26 protein-coding genes are annotated in these 26,931 nt (G+C 43.1%); 15 read left to right on the forward strand and 11 right to left on the reverse strand.

The window, feature by feature from the left end; translation table 11 throughout:
- Positions 1-3: 3 nt before the first annotated feature.
- Positions 4-1,398 carry a dGTP triphosphohydrolase gene (gene dgt / locus FTD44_RS06790; RefSeq protein ID WP_246625364.1) on the forward strand — a complete coding sequence of 465 codons (1,395 nt, stop codon included), beginning with the start codon at positions 4-6 and terminating at the stop codon, positions 1,396-1,398.
- A 12-nt stretch (positions 1,399-1,410) separates the two neighbouring features.
- On the opposite strand, the gene FTD44_RS06795 is transcribed toward dgt, so the two are convergent.
- Positions 1,411-1,623 (reverse strand): hypothetical protein, encoded by a 213-nt coding sequence (locus tag FTD44_RS06795; protein ID WP_129020325.1) that lies wholly within the window; start codon positions 1,621-1,623, stop codon positions 1,411-1,413.
- A 19-nt stretch (positions 1,624-1,642) separates the two neighbouring features.
- The gene (locus FTD44_RS06800) at positions 1,643-2,125 is read right to left on the reverse strand and encodes a hypothetical protein (RefSeq protein WP_222165752.1); all 483 of its coding nucleotides are present in this window, start codon (positions 2,123-2,125) and stop codon (positions 1,643-1,645) included.
- 62 nt (positions 2,126-2,187) lie between these two features.
- Between FTD44_RS06800 and FTD44_RS06805 the strand changes: the two genes are divergently transcribed.
- The 5 genes from FTD44_RS06805 to FTD44_RS06825 all read left to right on the forward strand — a co-directional run bounded on the left by FTD44_RS06805 (position 2,188) and on the right by FTD44_RS06825 (position 7,766).
- The gene (locus FTD44_RS06805; RefSeq protein WP_222165753.1) at positions 2,188-3,096 is read left to right on the forward strand and encodes a S66 peptidase family protein; all 909 of its coding nucleotides are present in this window, start codon (positions 2,188-2,190) and stop codon (positions 3,094-3,096) included.
- 108 nt (positions 3,097-3,204) lie between these two features.
- Positions 3,205-3,876 carry a YceI family protein gene (locus tag FTD44_RS06810; RefSeq protein ID WP_222165754.1) on the forward strand — a complete coding sequence of 224 codons (672 nt, stop codon included), beginning with the start codon at positions 3,205-3,207 and terminating at the stop codon, positions 3,874-3,876.
- Between the two features lie 115 nt (positions 3,877-3,991).
- Entirely contained in the window at positions 3,992-6,331 is a 2,340-nt protein-coding gene (locus tag FTD44_RS06815) for an ATP-dependent helicase (RefSeq protein ID WP_222165755.1), read from the forward strand.
- Between the two features lie 29 nt (positions 6,332-6,360).
- The gene (locus FTD44_RS06820) at positions 6,361-7,110 is read left to right on the forward strand and encodes a geranylgeranylglyceryl/heptaprenylglyceryl phosphate synthase (RefSeq protein WP_222165756.1); all 750 of its coding nucleotides are present in this window, start codon (positions 6,361-6,363) and stop codon (positions 7,108-7,110) included.
- An 11-nt stretch (positions 7,111-7,121) separates the two neighbouring features.
- Complete coding sequence (locus FTD44_RS06825; protein WP_222165757.1) at positions 7,122-7,766, forward strand: peptidase M10; 645 nt, start codon at positions 7,122-7,124, stop codon at positions 7,764-7,766.
- Between the two features lie 80 nt (positions 7,767-7,846).
- Here the strand turns inward: FTD44_RS06825 and FTD44_RS06830 are convergent, their stop codons facing one another.
- The 4 genes from FTD44_RS06830 to FTD44_RS06845 all read right to left on the reverse strand — a co-directional run bounded on the left by FTD44_RS06830 (position 7,847) and on the right by FTD44_RS06845 (position 10,133).
- Positions 7,847-8,254 (reverse strand): ExbD/TolR family protein, encoded by a 408-nt coding sequence (locus FTD44_RS06830; protein WP_222165758.1) that lies wholly within the window; start codon positions 8,252-8,254, stop codon positions 7,847-7,849.
- Positions 8,255-8,313: 59 nt separating this feature from the next.
- Positions 8,314-9,075: an SIMPL domain-containing protein gene (locus tag FTD44_RS06835; protein ID WP_222165759.1), complete on the reverse strand. Its 762-nt coding sequence runs from the start codon at positions 9,073-9,075 to the stop codon at positions 8,314-8,316.
- Between the two features lie 112 nt (positions 9,076-9,187).
- Positions 9,188-9,604, reverse strand: coding sequence for an SH3 domain-containing protein (locus FTD44_RS06840; protein WP_129020334.1), 417 nt, complete (start codon positions 9,602-9,604; stop codon positions 9,188-9,190).
- 28 nt (positions 9,605-9,632) lie between these two features.
- Complete coding sequence (locus tag FTD44_RS06845; protein WP_246625365.1) at positions 9,633-10,133, reverse strand: BON domain-containing protein; 501 nt, start codon at positions 10,131-10,133, stop codon at positions 9,633-9,635.
- Positions 10,134-10,336: 203 nt separating this feature from the next.
- Here FTD44_RS06845 and FTD44_RS06850 point away from each other — a divergent pair, with 203 nt between their 5' ends.
- The 3 genes from FTD44_RS06850 to infB all read left to right on the forward strand — a co-directional run bounded on the left by FTD44_RS06850 (position 10,337) and on the right by infB (position 15,511).
- Positions 10,337-10,789, forward strand: coding sequence for an LSm family protein (locus FTD44_RS06850; RefSeq protein WP_129020336.1), 453 nt, complete (start codon positions 10,337-10,339; stop codon positions 10,787-10,789).
- A 60-nt stretch (positions 10,790-10,849) separates the two neighbouring features.
- On the forward strand, positions 10,850-12,106 hold the full coding sequence (gene nusA / locus FTD44_RS06855) for a transcription termination factor NusA (RefSeq protein ID WP_129020337.1): 1,257 nt from the start codon (positions 10,850-10,852) through the stop codon (positions 12,104-12,106).
- 156 nt (positions 12,107-12,262) lie between these two features.
- On the forward strand, positions 12,263-15,511 hold the full coding sequence (gene infB / locus FTD44_RS06860) for a translation initiation factor IF-2 (protein ID WP_222165760.1): 3,249 nt from the start codon (positions 12,263-12,265) through the stop codon (positions 15,509-15,511).
- A 77-nt stretch (positions 15,512-15,588) separates the two neighbouring features.
- Here the strand turns inward: infB and FTD44_RS06865 are convergent, their stop codons facing one another.
- Complete coding sequence (locus tag FTD44_RS06865; protein WP_222165761.1) at positions 15,589-16,134, reverse strand: SRPBCC family protein; 546 nt, start codon at positions 16,132-16,134, stop codon at positions 15,589-15,591.
- 254 nt (positions 16,135-16,388) lie between these two features.
- Between FTD44_RS06865 and FTD44_RS06870 the strand changes: the two genes are divergently transcribed.
- The 3 genes from FTD44_RS06870 to FTD44_RS06880 all read left to right on the forward strand — a co-directional run bounded on the left by FTD44_RS06870 (position 16,389) and on the right by FTD44_RS06880 (position 19,072).
- Positions 16,389-17,387, forward strand: coding sequence for an amidohydrolase family protein (locus tag FTD44_RS06870; RefSeq protein ID WP_222165762.1), 999 nt, complete (start codon positions 16,389-16,391; stop codon positions 17,385-17,387).
- An 18-nt stretch (positions 17,388-17,405) separates the two neighbouring features.
- Positions 17,406-18,314, forward strand: coding sequence for a hydroxymethylbilane synthase (hemC, locus tag FTD44_RS06875; RefSeq protein ID WP_222165763.1), 909 nt, complete (start codon positions 17,406-17,408; stop codon positions 18,312-18,314).
- 167 nt (positions 18,315-18,481) lie between these two features.
- Entirely contained in the window at positions 18,482-19,072 is a 591-nt protein-coding gene (locus FTD44_RS06880; RefSeq protein ID WP_222165764.1) for a hypothetical protein, read from the forward strand.
- A gap of 2 nt (positions 19,073-19,074) precedes the next feature.
- On the opposite strand, the gene recF is transcribed toward FTD44_RS06880, so the two are convergent.
- Positions 19,075-20,154 carry a DNA replication/repair protein RecF gene (recF, locus tag FTD44_RS06885; protein WP_222165765.1) on the reverse strand — a complete coding sequence of 360 codons (1,080 nt, stop codon included), beginning with the start codon at positions 20,152-20,154 and terminating at the stop codon, positions 19,075-19,077.
- Positions 20,155-20,251: 97 nt separating this feature from the next.
- Here recF and pdhA point away from each other — a divergent pair, with 97 nt between their 5' ends.
- Both pdhA and FTD44_RS06895 read left to right on the forward strand, forming a co-directional pair.
- On the forward strand, positions 20,252-21,244 hold the full coding sequence (gene pdhA / locus FTD44_RS06890; protein ID WP_222165766.1) for a pyruvate dehydrogenase (acetyl-transferring) E1 component subunit alpha: 993 nt from the start codon (positions 20,252-20,254) through the stop codon (positions 21,242-21,244).
- 203 nt (positions 21,245-21,447) lie between these two features.
- Positions 21,448-22,587, forward strand: a complete 1,140-nt coding sequence (locus FTD44_RS06895) for a TlpA disulfide reductase family protein (protein ID WP_222165767.1) — start codon at positions 21,448-21,450, stop codon at positions 22,585-22,587.
- Between the two features lie 75 nt (positions 22,588-22,662).
- Here FTD44_RS06895 and FTD44_RS06900 read toward each other — a convergent pair whose 3' ends face one another.
- Positions 22,663-23,652: a beta-ketoacyl-ACP synthase III gene (locus FTD44_RS06900; protein ID WP_129020346.1), complete on the reverse strand. Its 990-nt coding sequence runs from the start codon at positions 23,650-23,652 to the stop codon at positions 22,663-22,665.
- Positions 23,653-23,687: 35 nt separating this feature from the next.
- Positions 23,688-24,440, reverse strand: coding sequence for a 3-oxoacyl-[acyl-carrier-protein] reductase (gene fabG / locus FTD44_RS06905; RefSeq protein ID WP_129020347.1), 753 nt, complete (start codon positions 24,438-24,440; stop codon positions 23,688-23,690).
- Between the two features lie 304 nt (positions 24,441-24,744).
- Here fabG and FTD44_RS06910 point away from each other — a divergent pair, with 304 nt between their 5' ends.
- On the forward strand, positions 24,745-26,172 hold the full coding sequence (locus FTD44_RS06910; protein WP_222165768.1) for a tetratricopeptide repeat protein: 1,428 nt from the start codon (positions 24,745-24,747) through the stop codon (positions 26,170-26,172).
- A gap of 131 nt (positions 26,173-26,303) precedes the next feature.
- Here FTD44_RS06910 and FTD44_RS06915 read toward each other — a convergent pair whose 3' ends face one another.
- Positions 26,304-26,900, reverse strand: a complete 597-nt coding sequence (locus FTD44_RS06915; protein ID WP_237559475.1) for a NifU family protein — start codon at positions 26,898-26,900, stop codon at positions 26,304-26,306.
- Between the last annotated feature and the right edge of the window lie 31 nt (positions 26,901-26,931).

Here is a 26,931-nt window from a genome sequence, read left to right on the forward strand (position 1 = left end):
TTTATGCCACAAACCATGCAATGGGCACATCTCTACAGCGATGCAAGGCCCAATGATGCCAGCGATAAAACACCCAATAGCGATACCCTGCGCACCTCATTTATGCGCGATTACGATCGCATTATTTTCTCCTCGGCATTCCGCAGGCTGCAGAACAAGACCCAGGTCTTCCCCCTGCCCGGACCGGCATTTGTACACAACCGGCTTACCCATAGCCTGGAGGTAGCCTCTGTAGGCCGCACCCTGGGTAAGGCTGTAGGGCAGCAGATCGCAGAGACACATGATCTGAGCCCGGCCGGCAAAGAATTTTATACTTACGAGCTACCTTCGGTAATCAGTGCAGCATGTCTGGCACATGATATCGGCAACCCGCCGTTCGGTCATTCCGGCGAAGACGCTATCCGGCATTACTTCAATGACCTTGCTGATAGTACGCAGCGCAGGCTGAAGGATAATATGAGCCCCAACCAATGGGCCGACTTCAGCAGGTTCGAGGGCAATAGCAATGCCTTTCGCATACTCACCCATAACTTTAATGAAGCCTCATCTGCCTATAACATTACCCAGACTACACTGGCCGCAATTGTAAAATATCCGGCTACCAGTCTGGAGGGCTTTAATAAAAAGACCGGGCTGATCAGCACCAAAAAATCGGGCTACTTTGATAGCGAGCGTGATGCCTGGAAGGCTATTGCCACACAGCTGGCACTGCCCAAGCTGGATGAATTTGAAGATGTGTATGCCCGCCATCCATTCGTATTCCTCACCGAGGCAGCAGATGATATCTGTTATCGGATCATAGATATGGAAGATGCTCATCGACTGGGCGTAATCAGCTATAACCAGATACTGGAACTCTTCCTGCCATTCTTTGATGAAGGGGACACCTACAATAGCATCAATAAGGTAAAAGAGAAGCTGGACAATAAAATAGATCCCAACCGCAAAGTAGAATACCTGCGTGCACTGTGGATAGCCCGCATGATAGACCTGTGTAAAGACGCCTTTATGCAACAGGAGTCATTAATGCTTGCCGGCGGTTTGCAGCAATCCCTGCTGGATGTATTGCCGGAGCGCTATACCGCATTGCTGAAGAAGATAGATGAACAATCGATCAGGCATATATACAATCACAAAAGTGTGGTGGAGATAGAGATTGCCGGTTTTAATGTAATCGGTAAATTACTGGAGATTTTTGTAGAAGCACTACTGGCTTCCGGCAATGCCAAGTCGGAAAAAGTACTGCAGCTGATACCGGCGCAGTTCCCGATAGATAAGGAGAAGGGATCATTATATCATAACCTGCAGTCCGTTACAGATTATATTTCAGGGATGACAGATCTTTACGCCATCGACCTGTTCCGGAAGATTACGGGAATAACGATTAAGGAACTATAAAAAGCCTATGGCTTATTTCTGGCGGCTGCGCTTGATCCACAAATAAGCCATAGTGCCCATAAATCCTACCGGGATAGCAGCCAGGTACAGAATACCTGTGTTCAGGCTGGACGCTGCACTCTCACCGAAACCTTCAGCGGTTTTGGTACAAACTGCGCAACCCTGTGCAATAGCCTGAGACAGGCTGCATGCGCTGACAATAAGCAGTGCGGATAATTTTTTCATAATGCAAAAGTACGGGTTTTTAATTGACCTGCGTACCGTACATTTTTGTTTGCTGAAATTTGATCTCTTTATCCTTTACCGTTACCTGGTATAATTCCTGAAAAGAACCATCTCCCGGATCGAAACCGATCACCGCACCGTACTCCAGGCTGTCTATACCTTTTACAATAGGCTTTACCACATTATTTTCATACCATTTCGGGAACAGCTTGTCTGTACTGTTCTGGTTGGCACCGTAGTTCAGGTCAATTTTAAATGTACCGTTAGCCGCAGAACTGTCAGTAGTAGATATAATTACTTCAAACTTACTTTTATTAAGATCATCTTTGATGGCTTTGGAGTAATCTGCAACCTTTTGCCCTTTGGCGGGTACTGTCCATACATTCAGTTTAGGGAGCGTCTGCTGTTGTGTCTTTTGGTTATCGGCACCATTATTTTCTTCCCCGCAGGAAGCCAGCATAAGGCCGGCAACAGAAAGGACGAGTAAAGCTATTTTTTTCATAGCCGCAAAGTAAATGATTTCGGTTATTTGTACCTAATTTTGGGTTTAATAAACTGCCAACAATGCAAACACCACCCTACCTGAAACCAGGTGATACCATTGCCATAACCTGCCCTTCCGGCTACATTCCTAAAGAAACCGTAGGCATTGCACAGCAAATGCTTGAATCCTGGGGCTACCGGGTAATCCTGGGCGAGACCGTGGGCGAAAGTGATAATTACTTCTCCGCACCGGATGAGGTAAGAAGAAGAGACCTCCAGTCCTTCCTGGACCGCAATGATGTACAGGCCATACTGATGGGTCGTGGAGGTTATGGTATGAGCCGCATTATCGATGACCTGGATTTCAGCCGCTTTATACAGCAACCTAAATGGTTATGTGGCTTCAGCGACATAACTGTACTGCACAGCCATGTATTATCTAATTATGGTATCACCACCCTGCACGGGCCTATGTGCAGCAGCTTTAAACCCGAAAATGAAGGGAAGTCATTCCTGAACTCATTCCGATCCGTTATTACGGGTACAGCAGTCGACTACCCTGTTCCGGAATGTATATATAATATAGAAGGTACCACCAAAGGAGTATTAGTCGGGGGCAACCTGGCTATGCTGGCACACCTTACCGGATCGGCTTCGGAACTGAATACAAGAGATAAAATCTTGTTTATAGAAGATATCGGAGAGCATTTATATAATATAGATCGTCTTTTATATAATATGAAACGCAGCGGAGCGTTATCTAACATAAAGGCACTGGTTTGCGGTGGCTTTACCGATACAGAAGATACCACCCGTCCGTTTGGCCAGAACGTATATGAGATCATCCTGAACCACGTAAAAGATATGAATATTCCGGTCTGTTTCGACATTCCGTGCGGACATATTGACGAAAATTTTAGCCTTTCGCTCGGACAAGTGTATGAGCTTCAGGTACTAAAAGGAGAGAATAGATTTTGTCTATCGCAATAGAAAAAAATCTTATAAAAAGAAATACTTGTAGATACAATCTTTTGTTCTATCTTTGCATTGCAATTCTAATCAAAGAGAAACAAAAACTAAAAAAAATAATATTTTTTAATGAAAAAGTTTTTTATCTTCGCTGCCGCTTCTACCCTGGCTTTTGCAGCATGTAAAAATTCAGAGGGAGACCAAGCAAAAACAGCAGAAACTCAGGAAGTAGCGAAACAATCTGGTTCCGTGTACAACCTGGATACTACAGCAAGTTCTATCAAATGGACTGGTTATCACAAAGGAGGTCTGAATCCTCGTTTCGGTATCATCAAAGCATCTGGTACTGTTTCTGTAGAAAACAATGCAATCACTGGTGGTTCTTTCAACATTGATATGAACACCCTGATTACGGACACAGCTGCAGTTGCTGCTGCTGAAGGTAAAAAATCAACAGATCTGGATGGCCACCTGAAAAGTCCTGACTTTTTTGACGTAGCAAAATATCCAACTGCTAAATTTGAAATTACCAGCGTTGCTCCTTTTGACAGTTCAAAAGTGAAAAGCGTAATCGAAGGTGCTACTAACATCGTTAGCGGTAACCTGACATTAAAAGATAAAACAGTTAACGTAACTTTCCCTGCGAAAGTAAGCGTAAATGAAACTGAAGTTTCTGTTGAATCTAAATTTGTAATCAACAGATCTGATTGGGGATTGACTTACAAAACAGAAGGAAATCCAGCTGACTGGGGTATCTCTAAAGATATCGAAATCCAGATGAATGTAAAAGCAAAGAAATAATAGTACTTTAATAGTTTTTTTCATAGGTGTAGGTTTTAGTTAAGGGCTTATCTGTCTAGATATGGCCCTTTTTTTATGTCCCTATGTCTCGGGTTTTACCTAACTTCGCAGTCTTATGCAGCACCAATATTTGAGCGAACTGAATGAACAGCAGAGAGCGGCCGTTACACATATTGACGGCCCGTTGATGATCGTAGCCGGAGCCGGAAGCGGAAAAACTAAAGTACTGACTACCCGTATTGCACACCTGCTGCGTAATGGCGTAGACGCCTTTAATATACTGGCACTGACCTTTACCAACAAGGCTGCCGCAGAAATGAAAGAACGTATCGAGAAAATACTGGGCAACTCCGAAGCCCGTAATCTGTATATCGGTACCTTCCACTCTGTATTTGCCAAAATCATGCGTGCCGAAGCGCAAAAAATTGGTTATCCCAACAACTTTACTATATATGATGCCGATGATGCGAAGAGCCTGCTCAGAAGCATTATCTCTGAAAATAACCTGGACGATAAGATTTACAAACCCAATGTAATCTTAAGCCGTATCTCCGGTGCCAAGAACAGTCTGATCGGACCGGCACAGTACCTGAGAGAACCGGCTATTGCCCAGGAAGATGCGCGCGCAAACCGTCCGCTGACAGGGCAGATCTATGCACAATATGCCAACCGTTGTTTCAAAAACGGCGCAATGGACTTTGATGATTTGCTGTTTAAAATGTACGAATTGCTGAAAACACAGCCTGAAGTACTGGCCAAATACCAGCATAAGTTCAAGTATGTAATGATTGATGAGTACCAGGATACCAACACTGCGCAGTATAAAATTGTAAAAATGCTGGCTGCGGTAACGGAAAATATCTGTGTGGTAGGTGATGATGCACAAAGTATCTACTCCTTCCGTGGTGCAACAATCCAGAACATCCTCCAGTTTCAGAATGACTATGACGATGTGAAAGTGATCAAGCTGGAGCAGAACTACCGTAGTACACAAAGTATCCTGAATGTAGCCAATAAGATTATCGGAAACAACAAGAACCAGATTCCTAAAAATCTGTGGACTGATAATGAAATAGGTGAGAAGATAAAACTGGTCAGAACCCTGACCGACAATGATGAAGGCCGTTATGTTGCCGATGCTATTGCAGAACATAAACTGCGTTATCACTATAGTAATAAAGACTTTGCCATCCTGTACCGTACCAACGCGCAAAGCCGTTCTTTCGAGGAAAGCCTCAGAAGAATGAACATTCCTTACCGCATATTCGGTGGTCTGTCGTTTTACCAAAGAAAGGAGATCAAAGACTTTATCGCCTATCTGCGCGTTACCGCCAACCCGAGAGATGAAGAAGCGATTAAACGCATCATCAACTACCCGGTAAGAGGCATAGGTAAAACCAGCCTGGAGAAAATGGTGATCGCAGCAAATGAAAGCGGCAAACCATTATGGGAAGTTATACAGGCGCCTACTGCTTATGGCCTTAAAGGTGCATCTGCAGCAGCTGTAGAAACTTTCGTTACCCTGGTCAAAAGTGCACAGACCATGCTGAAAACACATAATGCCTATGATGTGGCATTTGCCGTAGGTAAGCATAGTGGTCTGGTAAAAGAATTATACGCAGATAAAACGGTTGAGGGCCTGCAACGTTATGAGAACGTACAGGAGTTACTCAACTCTATTAAAGAATATACAGAGACACCAAACGCAGACGGAGAACTGGAAGAAGATAAAAGCCTGGGTACTTATCTGCAGAACATCACCCTGCTGACCGATGCGGATAAAGAAAATGATGAAGACCAGGATGTGGTAAAACTCATGACCATTCACGCGGCAAAAGGACTGGAATTCCCTTGCACCTTCGCTGTTGGTCTGGAAGAAAATCTCTTCCCATCCGCAATGAGTCTCTATGCCCGTGAAGACCTGGAAGAAGAGCGTCGTCTTTTCTACGTTGTGGTAACCCGTGCAAAGGCACGCCTGTGGATTACATTTGCCAACAGCCGTTATCGTTTCGGACAGCTGGTGCAAAATGATCCGAGCCGCTTTATAGATGAGATTCCTCAGGAATATATAGATAAAAGCTATGCAGGAATGGCTGGTGCAAGAGGATCATTCTCTTCGGGCCAGGGCAATTCCGGTGGTGGCGGAACATTTGGTAAGCGTGCTGCGATCCAGCCGAAAACAGCTGCTCCGCAGGAAAGAAGTAATATCGTTCAGGCGAAGAGTGCAACCGCATCCTCGGCGTCTTATAGCCATACCCCATCTGCCGATTTCACCGCCAGTAATCCTGGTGATATGGAAGTAGGGCAAAAAGTAGAACATATGAAATTCGGTTTTGGTACTATTCGTGGCCTCGATGGTAATCCTAATAACCGCATGGCCACTATTGATTTTGAAAATGGTATAGGTGTGAAGAAAATCATGCTGCAATATGCCAAGCTTAAGATTATAGAATAAAACAAAACTAACTATATACCATGATTACAATGACCCGAAACATATACAGGCAACTGCTGCAGTTAAAGCAGGAAGGAAAAAAAGCCTTTGCTGTACTGATCGATCCGGATGACATCAGTCCGGAGCAAGCCGCCATACTGGCTCAGAAATGTGCCGATGCCGGAGTCGATTATGTATTATTCGGGGGCAGTATCATGGTATCCGATCATTGGGATGATTGCATCCGCAGTTTTAAATCTGTATCAGACATTCCGGTGATCTTATTTCCGGGCAGTCCGGCACAGGTTTGTAAAAGCGCAGATGCATTGCTCTATTTATCATTGATATCAGGTCGTAACCCGGATCTGCTGATCGGTCAGCATGTGATCTCTGCACCAGCTATTAAAGCCAGCGGCCTGGAAGTAATGGCTACAGGCTATATGGTCATTGATGGAGGTGTGCCTACAGCTGTATCTTATATGAGCCATTCAGCTCCGCTGCCGCACAACAAACCCGAACTGGCACTGTGTACCGCCTGGGCCGGAGAGATGCAGGGCAAACAACTCATCTATATGGATGCCGGTAGTGGTGCCAAATATCCGATCTCACCAGAAATGATTAAGAAGGTAAGCGATAATATTGCGATTCCTTTGATTATCGGTGGGGGTATCCGCGATGTGGAAGGACTGCAAAAGGCATTAGATGCCGGGGCACAGGTAGTGGTAGTCGGTAATGCGATTGAGAAAAATCCTGACCTGATTGCGGAAATGAGCCAGGCCACCAAACAATACAACCTGTAAATAATCCCACCATGGGTACTGTAGAACTGATCTCCGCAAATGCTTTATTGTTCCGTGCCCATATCGTAACCTATGGTGCAGCAGCAGATGCAATATTGACAGAGCGCATCAGGACTGAGATAGAAGCAATGTGGAATGCTCCGGAAGGGAGAATACTGCATAACCTCAAGCCATTAAGACTTAATTTTTCTATTACAGCCAACTGGCAACCCGATCTGCAACCGGAAGATATCCTGCAGAATACCAACCCGCTCAATAATTACTTCAGAATAGAAGAATTTGTAAACGGAAACATTTCCTTCGTGGATGCGCTGGGGTGTAATACCGGATTTTTCAAAAAAGATAACCTATACGAAGGTTCCACTACTGCGGCTCATGAGTTCGGACATACTTTAGGACTGGCCCACCCCACTGATCTGGATTTCAGGGGAAAAGGCATTCCGGGTATTATGTATCCGAGAGGCACCCTGGTCGATCCTGCATTTCAGTACGATCCGTCTGTACCTGCCGGACAAAACGGAGGCACTATGCATCCGATGTACCGCAAGGTAAGGGTAGAAGATGTGGCAATGCTGCAGATCAGCAAACTGCAAAACGATTTCGTGATCGGTGCACTGAGTAATGTATGGCATGATGATCATAGCCGCTTTGCATAAGATTACTCATTCAGATAAATAAATAAAGGGACTTCATCAATGAAGTCCCTTTATTTATAAAAATATAGTTAGATATGATCTTACTGTGCCACTGCTTTCTGTACGGCCAGTACTGTTTTTATATTCAGCTCCTGTCCCGAACGCATAATAGCTACAATATTATCAGCAGTAGCCAGCTTATCGGCATTGATAACAATAGTAGGCTCCTTATCCTGTGCCGCAGCAACAACTGATTGAATGGCAGCAGTCAGGGAATCGGCAGCAACAGGCTTTGTGCCCACAAAGAATTGCTGATCGGCATTGATCGATACCACAACAGTTTGTTTTACCTTCGTATCAGTATTGGCTTTCGGATTGGCCAGCTTGATGACATTAGGATTAGCCAGTGTCGCGACGATCAGGAAGAAAAATAAAAGGATGAACAATACATCGTTCAGTGCAGATGTATGTGCTTCCGGTTTATGTCTTAATGCTTTTCTGATATTCATTCTTCAAGAGATATTTTACCTGTCTTGCAAATGTAGGGAATCTGTTTTATAATATACTGTTATTCTAATACATAGCTTAATCTTACTGTAATGCGGGCTGTTTTCTCTTTACTGCGGGTATCGAAATTGCCGCCATAGCTGTCTTCCTCTACACTACCCTTTCCGGTAATCTGAAATACACCCATACTGGCATCTTTCAATTTGCCCAGATCACCATTGCCCGTTTTGACAATTTTCTGTGCGCGTTCCCGCGCATCTTTCGTGGCATTCTCAATCAGGTTATGTTTCAGGCTGGGCAGATCAGAATAGGTATATTGAATGTCCTGTCCGTTAAACTCAATGCCTGAATTAATCAGCTCAGAAGTCTGATCCGATACCTGTTCGATCTTACGCATCAGTGCATCATTTTTCTGGCAGAAAAAGCTGATAGTTTGTGTAGCAGTGTATCCGTCAAATACTTCTTCCGACTTGGTATCTCCATCTTTGGTCTCGGTGCTTACCGTCCGGAAGGTCTTTGCAATATTGGCGCCGCCAAAAGTAAATTCACTTTCTTTAAAGCCTTTGGAAATAAAGAACTGGCGTACCTTTTCCTTGTCTGCAAGGATTGTACTATAGGCCTCTTTCGCATCCATAGATCTTGCGCTGAAGCTCCCTTTCCAAAAGATCTCATCAGAAGTAAAATCCTTTGTACCCAGGCCTACAACATTGATCGCATCCTGGTTGGCATTACGGTTACGAATGCCTTTGCCGACTACAAATGCAGTAATGATCATAGCCAGGCCCCATATGGCGGCATAGAGAAGAGATCTGTTCTTTTCCATAAGTATATAATTTTCTTAAAATTACAGTAAATTATATATCAATGCACTATTGTAAGAAATAAAAATGCAGATCCGGAGGATCTGCATTTTGTATCTTTTGAGATATTGATTTTTACATCGGAGACAGGTATTGTGCATAAGCATAACCCTCTTCACCGGCAGCCGTTCTGATCTTCCACCAGCTATCGTCTGTTTTTTCAACCAGGGTAACGACTTCATTATGTGCCGCTTTTCCTACGATTTCACCTTCAGTGCTCGGCACACTCCTGATATTCAGGTTTGTGCTGTCTGTAGTTACTTTTAAAGAAGCGCCGGCATCCGCTTTGATGTCAATATTCATCATCAGGTCTCCGCTGGCCATATTCGGATCGATCTGACTGTACATATTCCATAAAGCATCATAATCTGCGGTTGAATTAGCCGTACCGCTTACATGCAGCGCTCCTCCTTGTTCTGCAACAGAAAGATTGGCTACACCCATATTTTTAGCTGCATCCAGCAATGATGCATATTTATCTTGCAATGACATAATTATTTCGTTTTTTACAGGTTTAAGATTATTTTTTATCCATTAGCTGGCTTACATCAGATTTGACTTTGGCAGCAGCAAGCATTTGCATAATTTTCATTCTGTCCGCTTTGCTCACCTCACCGGTAAGTACAGCTTTGTCAGCAGTAAAGGTTACGGTCACACCTTTAATATCTTTGATACCATCCATAACTTTTTGTTGCGTAGCAGCGTCCAGTGTAGTGGTCACAGAAGCAGGAGGAGGTGGTGGTGGCGGAGTTACAGCAATATTGTTTACCACAGATTTTACGCCGGATTTTTTATCCAGGTTTTTTACCGCAGTTTCAGCACTGGCTTTGTCTGCATCATTATTTACGTTGCCGGAGAGCGTTACCACACCATCTTTCACCTCTACGGTTACACCAGGTGTTACAACAGCTTCAGCATTGGTCTTAACTGTTGCATCAGGTACTTTAGAGGAGCAGGATGGAGTCATTACAGCAATAGCACCTGTAATCATCAGTGCCGGAATAATGTTCTTGTAATTCATACGATTAGTTTTTTGATTTAGTGTTGAGTGAAGTTATAGTATTAAATATTAATAAATCAGGCCTTAACAGGAAAATCACAAAATCTTTACATGTATAGCTTTCATAATAAGAATATTTTGGCTGTAAATCATATTTGTATTACCTTTGCATCAGAAAAAGAGGACCTGGGGGCATGAGCCCCCATGTTTCGTTGAATAAAATAATGGATATCATAACCTTAGTTACCAACAAGATAGAAGAGCTGACTATTGATTCGGCCTTGTTTCTGGTAGAAGTAAAATTGAAACCCACCAATAACATTAAAGTTTATATGGATGGGGATAGCGGGGTAAATGTTGAAGCCTGTACCAAAATCAATAGAGCTTTGTACAAAATGATCGAAGAGTCCGGCATGTATCCTGAAGGAGATTTTTCTCTGGAAGTGTCCAGTCCGGGTGTAGATGAGCCCCTGAAGTTTTTTAGACAATACACTAAAAATATTGGCCGTACAGTGGAGATTACACTGAACGATGATACCAAACATCTTGGTGTATTACAATCAGCTACAGAAGAAGCAGTAGTACTGGAAAAGCAGGTCGGTAAAAAGAAAGAGATTGTTGTTGAGACAATACCTTTTGATACGATCAAAGCAACAGTAGTACAGATTGTATTCTAAAACATTAATAAACCTTACAAAGCAAATTGCATTTGTTTTAAACAATATATTTAAATCACAATGGCTAGTATTAACTTAATTGAATCGTTTCAGGACTTTAAAGAAGCAGAAGGGATAGATCGTTCTACCCTCATGAAAGTACTGGAAGACGTATTCAAAACGCTTTTGAGAAAAAAATACGGTTCGGATGATAACTTTGATGTAATCGTTAACGACCAGACCGGTGACCTGGAAATCTTCAGAAGAAGAACCGCAGTAGAAGATGGTTTTGAAGAAGATGATAATGCTGAGATCCAGATATCTGAAGCAAGACTGATCGACCCTGATTATTCAGTAGGTGAAGAAGTATATGAAGAGATTGATGTACTGGACTTCGGTCGCAGAGCTATTCTCGCTGCCAAGCAAACACTTGCTGCCCGTATCAGTGATTTAAAGAAAAACAGTATCCTGCAGAAATATGCAGAGCGCGTAGGTGAGATCATCAATGGTGAAGTATACCAGATCTGGAGAAAAGAACTGATGCTGCTGGATGAAGAAGGTAACGAATTATTATTGCCTAAATCTGAGCAGATCGCCGGCGACTTTTTCCGTAAAGGAGAGCCACTGCGTGCAGTAGTGAAGAAAGTAGAAATGCGCAGCAATGCACCGGTTATTATCCTGAGCAGAACACACTCTTCTTTCCTGGAAAAACTTCTGGAAATCGAAGTTCCGGAAATTCAGGATGGCCTGATCACGATCAAGAAAATTGTAAGAGAGCCAGGTGAGCGTGCAAAAGTAGCAGTAGAAAGCTATGATGACCGTATCGATCCGGTAGGTGCTTGTGTAGGTATGAAAGGTAGCCGTATTCACGGTATTGTAAGAGAACTGCGCAACGAAAATATTGATATCATTAACTATACAGCCAATACTTCCCTGCTGATCCAGCGTGCGCTGACTCCGGCAAAAGTAAACCGTATAGATCTGAATACAGAGAAAAACCATGCTGATGTGTACATGGATACCGATCAGGTATCTCTGGCTATTGGTAAGAAAGGGGTAAACATTAAACTGGCACAGCAACTGTCTGGCTTTAGCATTGATGTATACCGTGATGTAAAAGAGTCTGCAGAATTCGATATCGATCTGGACGAATTTACAGATGAAATCGAAGCATGGGTTATTGCAGAATTCAAAAAAGTGGGCTACGATACTGCATTAAGTATCCTGGAACACTCTGTTGAAGAGCTGACTCGCCGTACCGATCTGGAAGAAGAAACGGTTAAAGACGTACGCCGCATCCTTGAGGCTGAATTTGAAGATGATGGTACCGCCGAGTAAGCTGAACAATACGCAATGTGTGTTAACTTTTAGCAACATTGTATGGAAACATAAAAATTAATATCGAATTTTGGCTTTCAATCGTGCCAACATTTGATATATACATTATAAAATGATTAATATCGATAATCACACGATTGAAAGCGAATTATAAGAATGTCCGAAACATCAAATACACCCAGACTACTGGCCGCGGCCAAAGAGTTTAACATTGGTAAAGAAACCCTCGTGGATTTTCTGACAAAAAGAGGCTTTGAAGTAGATTCCAAGCCCAGTGCTAAGCTCTCCGAAGACATGTACAGTGCCTTGCAGGGCGAGTTTGCCAAAGATAAAGCGGCTAAGCGCAAAAGCGATGCCATTGCTTTACCTAAGGGATCTTTATTGGAAAATCTGAACAAGCCAAAGGATGAACTTGATCTTAACGCAAAAGACAAGAAAGATCCTAAGGCTAAAGTTGTGATTGCAGCACTGCCTTCTGATAAACCAGAAGCACCGGAAACGCCTAAAGCAGAAGAAAAACCTGCTGTAGAGGAAACTCCGAAACCTGCTCCGGCTCCTGAACCTGCTCCTGTAGCAGAAACGCCTAAACCGGAAGTGGCTCCTGTAGTAGAAGCACCTAAGCCAGCTCCTGCTCCACAACCGAAAGCGGAAGAAGCTCCGGCACCGGCACCTGCTGCTCCTGTGGCAGAAGAGGCGCCTAAACCGGCACCAGCACCAGCCCCGGCAGAAAAAGCTGAGGAAGAGACGCAACACATCGACACAAAATCTCCGAAACTTTCCGGACCTAAAGTATTAGATAAAATAGACCTTGAGGCAATGAACCTGGCTACCCGTCCTAAAAAAGGTGCGGTAACCAAGAAAAAAGAAGAGCCTCAAAAGATAGAAGAACCAAAACCAGCAGCACCGGTACAGGAAGCATCTGCTCCTAAGCCAGCTCCGGTAAAAGAGGAGCAACCTGCTCCGGCACCTCCTGCTCCTGTAGCAGAAACGCCTAAACCGCAAGCTGCTCCTGCTGCAGAAGCTCCTAAACCAGCAGCTCCTGCAACACCGCCGGCTCCTGCCAAACCAGAGCATATCGAAATGAATGCACCGAGACTGGCCGGACCAAAAATCTTAGGTAAAATTGAACTGCCGGTTAAAAACGATAACAGCAGAGATAGCAGAGAAAAACGTAAGAGAAAACGTATTCCTGTAGATAAGAAACCGGAAACAGGCGGAAACAACAATAATAATAACAACAACACTAACACCGGACAAGGTGGTGGAAACCGACCTCATGGTGGTGGAAACCAACAAGGTGGAAACCGACCACAAGGTAGTGGCGGTGGCTACCAGGGCAATCGCCAGGGCGGCGGTGGTGGCTACCAGGGCAATCGTCCGGGTGGTAACCAGGGTGGACCAAACAACAGAAATAATAACAACAATAACAGAGGCAACGACAGAAGAGGACCTCATGCCGGTCGTAACAACCAGGCACAGCAACAACCTCAGGAAGTCGATGCTAAAGCAATCCAGGATAAAATCAGGGAAACACAGGCCAAACTCGCAGGTGGTGGTGGTAAAGGTAAAAACCTTAAAGCCAAATATCGCCGTAACAAACGTGAGGAAATGGCGGAGAAACGTGCAGCTGCAGAAGCGGAGAGCGATAACAACGTAATACAGGTTACAGAGTTTATCTCTGTAAGCGAACTGGCGAACCTGCTTGATGTAAGCTTTACTGAAGTGATCAGCAAGTGTATGAGCCTGGGTATTATGGTATCTATCAACCAACGTCTGGATGCAGAGGTAATTGAACTGGTAGCAAACGAATTTGACAGAGAAGTAGAATTCATCAACCTGCAACAGGATGCTGATGAAGAAGAAGTTGAAGACGATCTGGTTGAAGATACTGAAGAGCGTGCGCCGGTGGTAACCATCATGGGTCACGTTGACCACGGTAAAACTTCATTATTGGATTACATCCGTAATGCGAGCGTGGTAGCCGGTGAGGCCGGAGGTATTACTCAGCACATTGGTGCATACCAGGTGAAAACAAGTTCCGGTAAGAAAATTACCTTCCTGGATACTCCGGGTCACGAAGCGTTCACCGCGATGCGTGCTCGTGGTGCCAAAGCAGCGGATGTAGCGGTTATCGTAGTAGCAGCGGATGATGCAATTATGCCTCAGACCCGTGAAGCGATCTCCCACGCACAGGCAGCAGGCTTACCTATGGTATTTGCCATCAACAAAATAGATAAAGACGGAGCTAATCCTGAAAAAATTAAAGAACAACTTTCTGCAATGAATATCCTGGTAGAAGACTGGGGCGGTAAGTTCCAGAGCCAGGAGATCTCTGCTAAGAAAGGTATCGGTATCGAAGACCTGCTGGAGAAAATCCTTCTGGAATCTGAATTACTGGAACTGAAATCGAACTCAGAAAAAGTAGGTACCGGTTCTATCATCGAAGCCTCACTGGATAAAGGTCGTGGTTATGTATCAACTATGCTGGTACAGAACGGTACCCTGAATATGGGAGACATGATCGTATCTGGTCAGTACTTTGGTAAAGTAAAAGCAATGTTCAACGAAAGAGGACAGCGCGTTAAAGAAGCTGGTCCTTCTACACCGGTACAGGTACTGGGTCTGAATGGTGCACCACAAGCCGGTGAGAAATTCAGAGTGTATAACGATGAAGCTGAAGCGAAAGAAATCGCCAACCGTCGTGCACAGATCCTGAGAGAACAAGGTATTCGTACCCGTAAACATATTACCCTGGATGAGATCGGACGTCGTCTGGCTCTGGGTAACTTTAAAGAACTGAATGTAATCATCAAAGGTGACTTCGATGGTTCTGTAGAGGCATTGAGTGACTCATTACAAAAACTGTCTACAGAAGAAGTAGTGGTAAGTATCGTACACAAAGCTGTCGGTCAGATTACCGAGTCAGACGTATTGCTGGCTTCTGCATCAGATGCCATTATCCTTGGCTTCCAGGTGCGTCCTTCTTCTCAGGCTTCCAAGCTTGCTGATCAGGAAAACATTGAGATCCGCTACTACTCTATCATCTACGATGCAATCGATGAGATCAAGAGCGCCATGGAAGGTATGCTTGAGCCTACAATCGAGAAGAAAATTGTGGGTAATATCGAAGTTCGTGAAGTGTTTAAAATCAGCGGCGTAGGTACTATCGCAGGTTGTTATGTGTTAGACGGTAAATTTAGCCGTAATACGAAGATCAACATCATCCGTGACGGTATAGTTGTACACCATGGAGAACTGGCATCTCTGAAACGTTTCAAAGACGATGTGAAAGAGGTAAATGCAGGTTACGAATGTGGTTTGAGTGTGAAAAACTACAACGATCTGAGAGTCAGCGATATTATCGAAGGCTACGAAGAAGTAGAAGTAAAACGTACCCTTAACTAAGAGTGTACTATACATAAAAGGAAGGTCCGGCAATATTGCCGGACCTTCCTTTTATGTATAAAATCAATATTCCTGGATTATGGCTGTGTTTCCATAACCGTTTTTAATTTATCTAATCCAGTAGCCAGATCAGCACCAATCATTTTATCGAAATCCATAAACAGCATCGTGATGTTCGTAGGGTAAGCCATACTCCCTTCAAAACCCCAGGTCACTTTGGTTTGTGCAGGACTGGCGGCTTCTGTGATCATATATGCCTGTTCTGTAGATTCGAATGGTTTAATAAAACGCAGCTCATAATCGATACGGGAGCCCTCCGTTATTTTCTTGATTTCCTGTTCTCCCTTGCCTACATCCTCATCTTTACTGTCCCAAGCAGAAATAAACCCAACAGTAGCATCAGTACCGGTATAGGTTTTAATCATATTGGGGTCCATAGTAGCCCATTTGCTGTAATTATTCTGGTTCTTAAGGTACTTTATATAATTAAAAACCTCAGCCTGTGGCTTATTGATGACGACTGCTCTCTTTACAGAATAGTCTTTCCTGACGAACAATGCCACGATGAGGGGGATCGCAATAATAATGAGTAGGGCGATCAGGATTTTCTTAAGTACTTTCATGTTTTTTGTTTTAGGTGGAAAATATATCTTAAATATAATGATTGTATTACATATTTTATAATTTTCAAATCATATATTTCTATGAGGATAATGAATGCCCTGATCCGGAATTCCTGTAGTTTTCAGGTATTCTAATATATCAGCAAAAACCAGAAACGGCTGATTGTCGCATACATACCGGTAGTTAAACCCCGGTACTTCGGTTAAAACTCAGTATTTTTACAACCTGAAATATTAAAGCACATTTCGCTCAAATGAAAATAGACATACATACCCATATAATGCCGGATAAGATTCCAAATTGGTTTGAAAAATTCGGTTACGGAGATTTTATTACATTGCAGCATCATAAGCCTTGTTGTGCCAAAATGATCAAGGGAGATACATTCTTCAGAGAAGTAGAACACAACTGTTGGGATGCTACAGTGCGCATGAAGGAAATGGATGATACTGAAGTTACAGTACAGGTATTGTCTACTATTCCTGTACTATTTAACTACTGGGCCAATCCTAAGCACGGACTGGAAACCTCCCGCTTCTTTAATGATCATATTGCTTCTGTAGTAGAGCAGCACCCTAACCGTTTTGTAGGGCTGGGTACATTGCCTTTGCAGAACATAGATCTGGCCATCAAAGAGATGGAGCGTTGTATTGTAGAGCTGAAAATGCCGGGTATAGAGATCGGTTCAAATATTAACGGGCGTAACCTGAGTGATCCATACTTTAATCCATTCTGGGAAGCCGCAGAAAAATTGGGTGCCAGCATATTTGTGCATCCTTGGGAGATGATGGGCGAAAATGATATGCAGCGTTATTGGCTACCCTGGCTGGTTGGTATGCCGGCAGAGACCTCAAGAGCAATCTGCAGTATGATATTCGGAGGTGTTTTCGAACGCTATCCATATCTTAAAGTAGCATTTGCACACGGAGGCGGAAGCTTCCCGGCTACAATAGGCCGTATTGAGCATGGCTTCAATGTACGCCTCGATCTGTGCGCTATTGATAATCCACATAACCCACGTAACTATATCGGTAAGTTCTGGATCGATGCCCTGGTGCATGATGAAAAAGCGCTTGACTTTATAGTAGATGTAATGGGTGGAGATAAGATCTGTATGGGTAGCGATTACCCTTTCCCGCTGGGAGAGCACCATCCGGGCAAACTGATAGAAACACACATTAAAGACCAGCAACTGAAAGAGCAGCTCCTGGCCAAAAATGCTATGGACTGGTTAGGTGTATACCGCTTTTAAGAAAAACGAAAAGATTACATGAAAAAGATATTGAGAATAGGTACCCGGGATAGCCAGCTCGCACTGTGGCAGGCCAATACGGTAAAGGATTTGCTGGCAGCGGCAGGTATTGAGGCAGAACTGGTACCCGTTAAAAGTGAGGGAGACCTCGACCTGGTTACCCCTTTATATGCAATGGGTGTGGAAGGTGTATTCACCAAAACACTTGATGCCTATTTACTGAGTGATAAGATTGATATTGCGGTACATTCTATGAAAGATGTGCCGACGCAGCTGGCACAGGGAATTGTGCAGGCTGCAGTACTGCCGCGTGCTTCTTATAAAGATATACTGGTGTTCCGCTCCGGTAAGGAAAGACAGGAACAATATGATAAAATTGGTACCGGATCCATACGCAGAAAAGCTATGCTGCTGCACCGTTATCCGGATTGTACTGTAGATAACCTTAGGGGAAATGTTCAGACCCGCTTGCAAAAACTGCAGGATAGCGACTGGGACGGAGCCATATTTGCAGAGGCTGGCCTCAGCCGTATGAATTTACTTCCGGATACTTATGAAGTATTGGACTGGATGTTGCCTGCACCTGCACAAGGCGCTATTATGATCGTCTGCAGAAGTGGAGAAGAAGACACCTTCAATGCCTGCCATAAATTAGATAATGAAGTGACAGCTATCTGTACCCGTATAGAGCGCGATTTTCTGAAGACGCTTATGGGGGGCTGCTCCACCCCGATCAGTGCCCTGGCACAGATTGATGGTGATCAGATCTTTTTCGAGGGAAATATCTGTAGCCCGGATGGTAAGGAACTGCTGGAAACCAGCAAAACGTTTGCTATGCATGAATGGCAGACAGCAGGGGCCGATGCAGCACAGGACCTATTAGCCAAAGGAGCTGGTCGCATTGTGGAAGCCATCAGAAATAAATAAAATAATCAGTACAACATAAGAAAAGAGGTGCAGTATAACTGCACCTCTTTTCTTATGTTAAAGGCATCGCTTTTACAAAACTTTAGGGCATGTTACGCATTATAAATAAGTTGATTTGATTAACTTTAATGTACAAACAATTATCGTTCACCTTTAAATTTCCCGTTATGCCAGATAGTCTTATTGCCGGTATGCAGCATGGACTGCAGACCAATATCGAGAAAATTGATGTAAACGACCCTGATTTACATCAGACCGTTCATCCCGGAAAAGCAGAAGCATTGGCACAGGCGGCTATCCCTTCCGTTCTGATCGGAGCCCTCATTCATTTAGCCAAACAAAAAGAACCTTCAGCACATATCCCGGATATGGATACCGTATTTGCACAGAAATCTTCTAATGTGGTTGAAGCGATTGCCAATTACGCACACACCACCAAAGAAGAAGCCGGAGCATATATTTCAAGAGCTATAGCCGTGTTAAACCAGATGGCAACAGATGAGCATCGCGGAGAGGGAGTAGCCCTGATGCGTGCATTGGAAAACCAGCAGAGTGATATTCTTAAATATCTGCCTTCCGATCTCAATATCGGTTCCACCTTGGGTATAGACCTGATTGATGACCGTACGCATAAAATGGAAGGGCCCTTATCTTTTATTGCCAACTATTTATTTAATGAACATATCCATAATAAGAAATCAGACGAAGCATTGAATAATGAGGATGGCAGTATAGAAGGTGCGGCAGATAAATTGTAGCACTACAGATTGATAATCTGTACTCCTTCAAAATGAGGTCCCGCAAGCATTTCGATAGATTCTGACTGCGTATGCGTCATGAAAATCTGGGCAATGTCCAGTTGATTCAATAATGAAAAGAAGCGTGATAAGCGTTCCTGGTCAAGCTTTTCAAAAATATCATCCAATAAAATCAATGGAGATTTTCCTAATTGGCGTAACCATTCCAGTTGCGCCAATTTCATACCAATGAGTAGTGATTTTTTCTGACCCTGAGAGGCATGCGTTTTGCAGGGATTACCGTCCAGCAGAATCTGCCAGTCTTCGGTATGCGGCCCTGCAGTGGTTCTGCGCGCCTCAATATCTCTTCTGCGATTATATACCAGTAATTCCTTAAGCTGCTCCGGTTGAGTCGTAGAAGGCTTGTAAGCTATACCTATATTTTCACTATGTAATGCAATAGATTCGTAGAACCGGCAGACCATCTCCGGCAGGTGTTCCGACAGTTCCTGTCTTTTGGTGATGAGGTAACTGCCGTGCTGTGCTAACTGTGTATCATACACCTCAAGAAGGTCTGTATTTATTTGAAAAGCCGGAGTCTGCTTCAGGTATGCGTTGCGCTGCATCAGTATTTTCTGATAAGACAGCAGTGATTCCAGATACTGGCTATCTGCTTGTGCAAGCAGACCGTCAATGAATTTACGCCTTACATCGCTGGCCCCGTTGATCAGCTCTATGTCGTCAGGAGCAATCATCAGAGCAGTATGCTTACCGATATAATCCGTAACCCGTTCAACCAATATACCCTTTTCCGTAATCTTCTTTTTGCCTTCTTTCCAGACAATGCAGGTAGCCTCGCGAGCATCATCTGTATCGGTAAAATGGCCTTCAATACGAAAACCTTCTCTGCCTTGCTGCACATTATTAATCTCCTTTGACTGGAAGTAACTCTTTGTAAAGCACAGGTAGTAAATAGCATCCAGGAGATTGGTCTTGCCAATACCGTTTTTTCCGGTAATACCGATCACTTTTGCGTCGAAAGAGAACGACTGCAAATCATAATTTCTGAACTGAGTCAGGCTTATGGATGATAGAAAACTCACGGATTAAAGCGGAATGTTACGTAAAGTGCAAATTTGCATAAATTGATACACTAACTCAATATTTTTAACTATTTTCGCAAAAATAAAATTGAATCAGGTGCAAACACAATTCGATAAACAACAGTATTTAGAGTGGTACGAAAGTATGCTGTTACAGCGTAAATTCGAAGAGAAAGCAGGACAACTCTACGGAATGCAAAAGATCCGTGGGTTCTGTCACTTATATATCGGTCAGGAAGCCGTATCAGCAGGTATTATGTCTGCACTGAGACCGGATGACAACCTGATCACTGCTTACCGTGACCACGGTCTGGCACTGGCAAAAGGAATGACTGCCAACGAATGTATGGCTGAATTATATGGTAAGGCAACCGGTTGCACCGGTGGTAAAGGCGGTTCAATGCACTTCTTCTCTAAGGAAAAGAGATTTTTTGGAGGTCATGGTATCGTAGGTGGCCAGATCGGTCTGGGTGCCGGTATCGCATTTGCCGATTATTACAACGAGAACGATCGCGTTACTGTATGTATGTTTGGTGATGGTGCTGCCCGCCAGGGTATCCTGCACGAAACCTATAACATGGCTATGTTATGGAACCTGCCGGTTATCTTCATTTGTGAGAATAACTTCTACGCGATGGGAACATCTGTAGAGCGTACATCTAAAGTACTGGATATCTCTAAAATGGCAGATTCTTTCGATATGCCTTCTGAAACTGTTGATGGTATGGATCCTGAAGCGGTACACATGGCAATGGAAAAAGCGGTAACACGTGCACGTGAAAAAGGCGGCCCTACTTTCCTGGAGATCCGTACTTACCGTTATCGTGGACACTCTATGAGTGACCCTGCGAAATACCGTACTAAAGAAGAAGAAGCAAAATATAAAGAGCAGGATCCGATCCAGTTCGTGCTGAAAAGAATCGAAGACAAGAAATTTGCTACAGAAGAAGAAATCGAAGCAATCAATGAAAAGGTGAAGAAAGAGGTTGATGAATGCGTGAAATTTGCAGAAGAAAGCCCTTGGCCGGATATGAGCGAATTGTACAACCATATCTATGTACAGGAAGATTATCCATTTATTAAGGATTAATAAATATATTAATAGAATTAAAAGCCTCTCAGGAACTATCCCGGGAGGCCTTTTTTATTACGTAAACCCTTTCCAGTACTGCATTTGAGCTATTATCACACTTGTGTAATTTAGCAATCTTATAACATATAAATTTAGCAAACATTTATATGCAAATACGCGGTCTATTCAGTACTTTTGCCCTTTACAGAGAGTAAGATAGTATGAAAAGATATTCTCCTTTTATTATTGGATGTGCTTTCCTGGGTTTGAGCTCTTGTAGCAATAGCCCTAAAACAGATTCATTTAATGTACAAGGGACAATTAAGGATATGCCTAAAACAATGGTATATCTGGAAGAAATAGGACTGAATAATGAACTAAAGATTACCGATTCTGCAGAAAGCGGTTCTAATGGTGGTTTTAAGCTTGCCTGTACCAAGGATAAAGAACAAAAGATGTACCGTGTGAAAATGGGCACTAAGTTTATCCTGGTATTGAATGACGAACCGACCGTAAAACTGAAAGCAGACTGGGATAATATTGAACAATATTCAGTGGCGGGATCTCCCGGGTCTTCCAGCCTTAAAAAACTGGTGAATCAGATGTATGCTTATGACAAAATGTTCGAAGCATTGCATATGTCTGTAGATAGTATCAATGCTTCTCCTAAGCATGACAGCCTGCTGACTGTTGCACAAAGTGAATACGACAATCGTATGAATGAGATGCGCAGCTATATGAAGCAGTATGCCGATACGACCAAGTTCCTGCCGGTAGCAGTATTGGCTGCACTACGTGTTGAGGATCTGCTTAATGATCAGTCTTTCCTTAATAAGTTCACTACTTCACTGGACAAACGATTTGGTAATCAAACGCTCGTTGCAGACTTTAAAAAGCTCATCAATAGTTTTGGAGGCAGCACTAAAGTTAAAAGCAGTAGTGTAAAACTGCATACCCCGGCGCCGGAGTTCAACATTAAAGACTTCAACGGTCAATCAGTAACATTGAGCAAGTATAAAGGAAAGTATGTGCTCATAGACTTCTGGGCATCCTGGTGCCCTCCATGCCGTGAAGAGAACCCTAATGTAGTTGCGGTGTATAATACATTCAAAGACAAAAATTTCGACATTCTCGGGATCTCATTAGATGATGATAAAGACAAGTGGAAGAACGCCATCAAAGAAGACCAGATTACCTGGACACAAACCAGCGAACTGAAAGGATGGAAGTCTTCAATTGTAGATTTGTATGGTATTGAATCGATCCCTTCTAATGTGCTTATAGATCCTAGCGGAAACGTAATCGGCATTAACCTGATGGGAGATGAGCTGAAGGCAAGACTTGAAGAACTGCTTAAATAGAACATAAAAACCGTATATAAAAAGAAGCGTCGCAATCTATGATAGCGGCGCTTCTTTTTATATATACTACTTTCTTTAGATAGCCCATTTCACATAGGTAGCACCCCATGTAAAACCACCACCAAAAGCAGCTAGGATAATATTATCACCTTTATTCAGTTGGCTTTCATACTCCCACAGACACAATGGTAGTGTACCGTTAGTTGTATTACCGTAACGCATAATGTTCAGCATTACCCTGTCTTCCGGAACGTTCATACGACTCGCAGTTGCATCGATAATACGTTTATTGGCCTGGTGTGGTACCAGCCATGCCACGTCCTCGCCAGACAGGTTATTACGGTCCATGATCTGAGCAGCAACGTCAGCCATATTCGTTACCGCAAATTTAAATACTGTCTGACCTTCCTGGTATACAAAGTGTTCTTTATTGGCTACAGTTTCCATAGTAGCTGGTCTTCTCGAGCCACCAGCTTTCTGATGCAGATGTACCCAGCCATTACCATCACTTTTCAGGATTGAGTCGATGATACCGTTACCGGAATCATCAGCTTCCAGTAATACCGCACCGGCGCCGTCACCGAAGATAATGCAGGTAGCACGATCTTCATAGTTCATGATAGAACTCATTTTATCGCCACCTACTACGATTACTTTCTTACATCTGCCGTTTTCGATGAATTGTGCACCGGTATTTAAGGCATACATAAAACCACTACAGGCAGCATTAACATCAAAGCCAAAGGAATTGGTCAGACCGCAACCAGCTGCAATCAGGTTAGCTGTAGCCGGAAACTGCATATCCGGAGTAGTAGTAGCACAGATAATCAGATCAATCTCCGTAGGATCAAGATTCTTCTTTTCCAGTATTTGCTTTACCGCTTTAATGCCCATTTCAGAAGTACCCATATCAGCACCTTTCAGAATGCGTCTTTCCAGGATACCCGTGCGACTGCGGATCCATTCGTCAGTAGTATCGATCATTGTTTCCAACTCCTGGTTCGTCAGCACATAATCCGGAACATATCCTCCTACTGCAGTAATGGCAGCGTGTGTTTTACTCATTTATAATAATATTAAAAAATAGCGAATTAATTATTTTACATGGTCATACCACCACACACATTAATTGTCTGGCCAGTAATATAGCCACCCATATCGGAAGCCAGGAACAATGCCGTGTTGGCAATTTCTTCCGGTTTCGCAAAGCGGGTCAGCGGTATTTTCGCCAGCCATTTATCGGCTCCTTCGCCACCCTCTTTCAGGTAATGGGTCATATCGGTTTCTACAAAACCTGGAGCAATAGCATTACAACGGATGTTGCGGCTACCCAGCTCAGCAGCGATAGACTTGGTAAATCCGATAATACCAGCTTTAGAAGCGGCATAAGCGCTCTGTCCGGCATTACCCTGTACACCCACTACAGAACTCATATTGATGATGCTGCCAGAACGGGCTTTCATCATCGGGCGTATTACTTGTTTGGTCAGATTAAATACAGATTTAAGATTAGCCTGCATTACTTCGTCCCATTGATCCTCGGTTACACGCAGCAACAGGTTATCGCGAGATATTCCTGCATTATTTACACAAATATCTATGTTACCGAAATCCTTAACTACTTGGTTTACCAGTTGTTCTGCTTCTGCAAACTGTGCGGCATCACTTTTATAAGATTTTACCTGTACTCCCAGAGCAGCAACCTTTAACTCAATTGCTTTTGCTCTTTCTTCAGAAGACAGATATGTAAACGCAATGTTCGCTCCTTGTTCGGCAAATTTCAGTACAATGGCTTCACCAATGCCTCTGCTGCCGCCGGTGATCAATGCGGTTTTACCTTCTAATAGTTTCATTAGCAGTAATTTTGTAGATTTTTTTGATCAATAATTCTTAAACATTTCCGCTTTTTGTCAAAAGCGAACGCTAAGGTACATCATATTCCTATTATTCAAATAAAAAAGCACAAAATTATGATGTTCCAAGGCGCTTGAACGGCCTTTAAAACCTTGTCTGGAACACATATAGACAATTTCTATTATTTTTTATTGTTTAGTGTAATATATAAATTATGTCTATGATCGGAACATTATTTTTATCAAATAGTTTTGGTTTTAGGAAAAGAATTTAAGTAAATTTGTTTAACCTAAATGATACGATATGTTTGACGATGAATGGAATGATGATGACGATTTTGCCGGAAGTATAGAGGAGCTGTTGAAAGAATACGAATCTATAAAAAAAGGTGAAAGTGTCAGATTCTGGAACGAGCAGGAATTTGAATTGGTCATAGACTATTTCTATCAAAATAACCAGGAGGCTGAGGCGCTGATTGCTTGCGAGATTGCCCTGGTCCACCACCCTTTCTCTTCAGAATTTTATATACTTAAAGCAGAACTGCTTTTTCAATCACAGAAATACCGGCAGGCAATAAGCGTGCTGGACGAATTGGAAGCAAAAGACCAGCCTATATTAGAGGCAGTAATCCTGCGTTCTGATATCCTGGTTGCGCAACTTAAATATGATCAGGCAGCCATGTTCCTGGAGCAGATGTCGTTACAGTTTTCCGGAAAGGAAAAAATTGAGATCATGCTTGAGCTGGCGGAAGTATATGATGAATGTGAGCAACTGGATGCTGTGTTTGATATCCTCAAGGCTATTTTGCAGATCGATCCTTCAAATGACGAGGCACTGCATAAAATATGCTACTGGGCAGACTTTGCCGAGAAGCAGGAGGAAAGTATTGCCCTGCATCAGAAGTTGATTGATGATGCTCCTTATAATGCGCTTGCCTGGTTCAACCTGGGCTCGGCATATCAGGGACTAAAACTTTATGAAAAAGCTATTGATGCATACGAATATTGTGTAGCCATCGATGATAAGTTTGAATTTGCTTATCGCAATATGGCTGATGCATATATGCGCCTGAAGTGGTATGATAAGGCTATCGAGTCTCTGGAGAAAAATCTGGAACTGGGCAAGCCCGAAGATGTCATTTTTGAGGCTATCGGTCACTGTTTTGAAAAGAAGAAAAACTATCCCAAGGCCAGGCACTATTACCTGGAGGCAACCCGTCTTAACCCGACGGATGATGGTATATACTTCAAGATAGGACAAACCTATGCCCTGGAGCAGCAATGGGAAAAAGCCCTGAAGCAATTTGCGAAAGCCTATGAACTGAATAAAGAAAACGTTACCTATTGCCTGGCTTTAGGAAATTGTTTACTGGCGCTGAACGAAGGTGTAGAAGCCATTTCATGCTTCCTTACTGCAGTAAAATTAAAAACCAATTTTAAGAAAAGCTGGTTAGCCTTGATTCGTTGTTTATACCTGTTCGGCTTCTATGAAGAAGCATTGGAGCAGCTAATCGAGTCCCGCAATTTCTGTGAGCAATCGGCAGATTTCCTTTACTATCACTCTGTGATCCTGTTTGCACAAGGCAAAACCAAAGATGCAATGCTGAAACTGGAAGATGCTTTGGAAGAAGCGCCACGCAAGCTTAAAATTGTAGAAGAACTGAACGCTGATATTATGCACCGTAAGGCAGTTATAGACCTGGTGGCTAAGTATAAAAAATCTGGTAAATAAAGATTCCGCTTATATCTAATCTGATTATAAAAGCCGCTACAACAATGTAGCGGCTTTTATACTTCTGTCAAAGTAAAGAGGTCGCCGGCTGTTAAAGCCGGCGACCTCTTTAAAATATATAATGAATGAGTTTAGTCGTTTTCTGCAATTACCTCTTTTACTTCTGGGATCATGCGCTTCATCATACCTTCAATACCTGATTTCAGTGTAATCATAGAAGAAGGGCAACCGGAGCAAGAACCTTGCAGAGCCAGTTTTACAATACCATCATCATAACCGATAAAGCTGATAGCACCACCGTCCATCTCTACAGCAGGTTTAACGTAATTCTCCAGCATTTCCTTAATGCGTTTTACCACATCAGTATCATCGCCGCTGATTACGTTACCATCATTTTGTTTTTCTGGGATCAGCTCCTCGATAATAACTTCTTTACCCTCTTCCAAGTATGTTTTCAAGAACTGACGGATGGTAGGGATTACCTCTGTCCACTCAGTTTCCGGAGTTTTGGTTAATGTCACAAAATTGCTGGCGATAAACACACCTCTTACAAATGGGAAGGAAAATAATTCCTGAGCAAGTGGAGAAGGTTTCGCATCTTTTTCTTCCGGGAAATCGATACTGCGCCCTGGATACAAAAGTTTGTTGGCAACAAACTTCATTGTTTCCGGATTAGGAGTCATTTCAGTATAAATACTGACAATTGTATGGCCAGCTGCGTTCAACATGATTATGTTTTTTTTGTATATGAGTATGGCA

Source organism: Edaphocola aurantiacus (assembly GCF_019797745.1).
Taxonomy (GTDB): Bacteria; Bacteroidota; Bacteroidia; order Chitinophagales; family Chitinophagaceae; genus Edaphocola; species Edaphocola aurantiacus.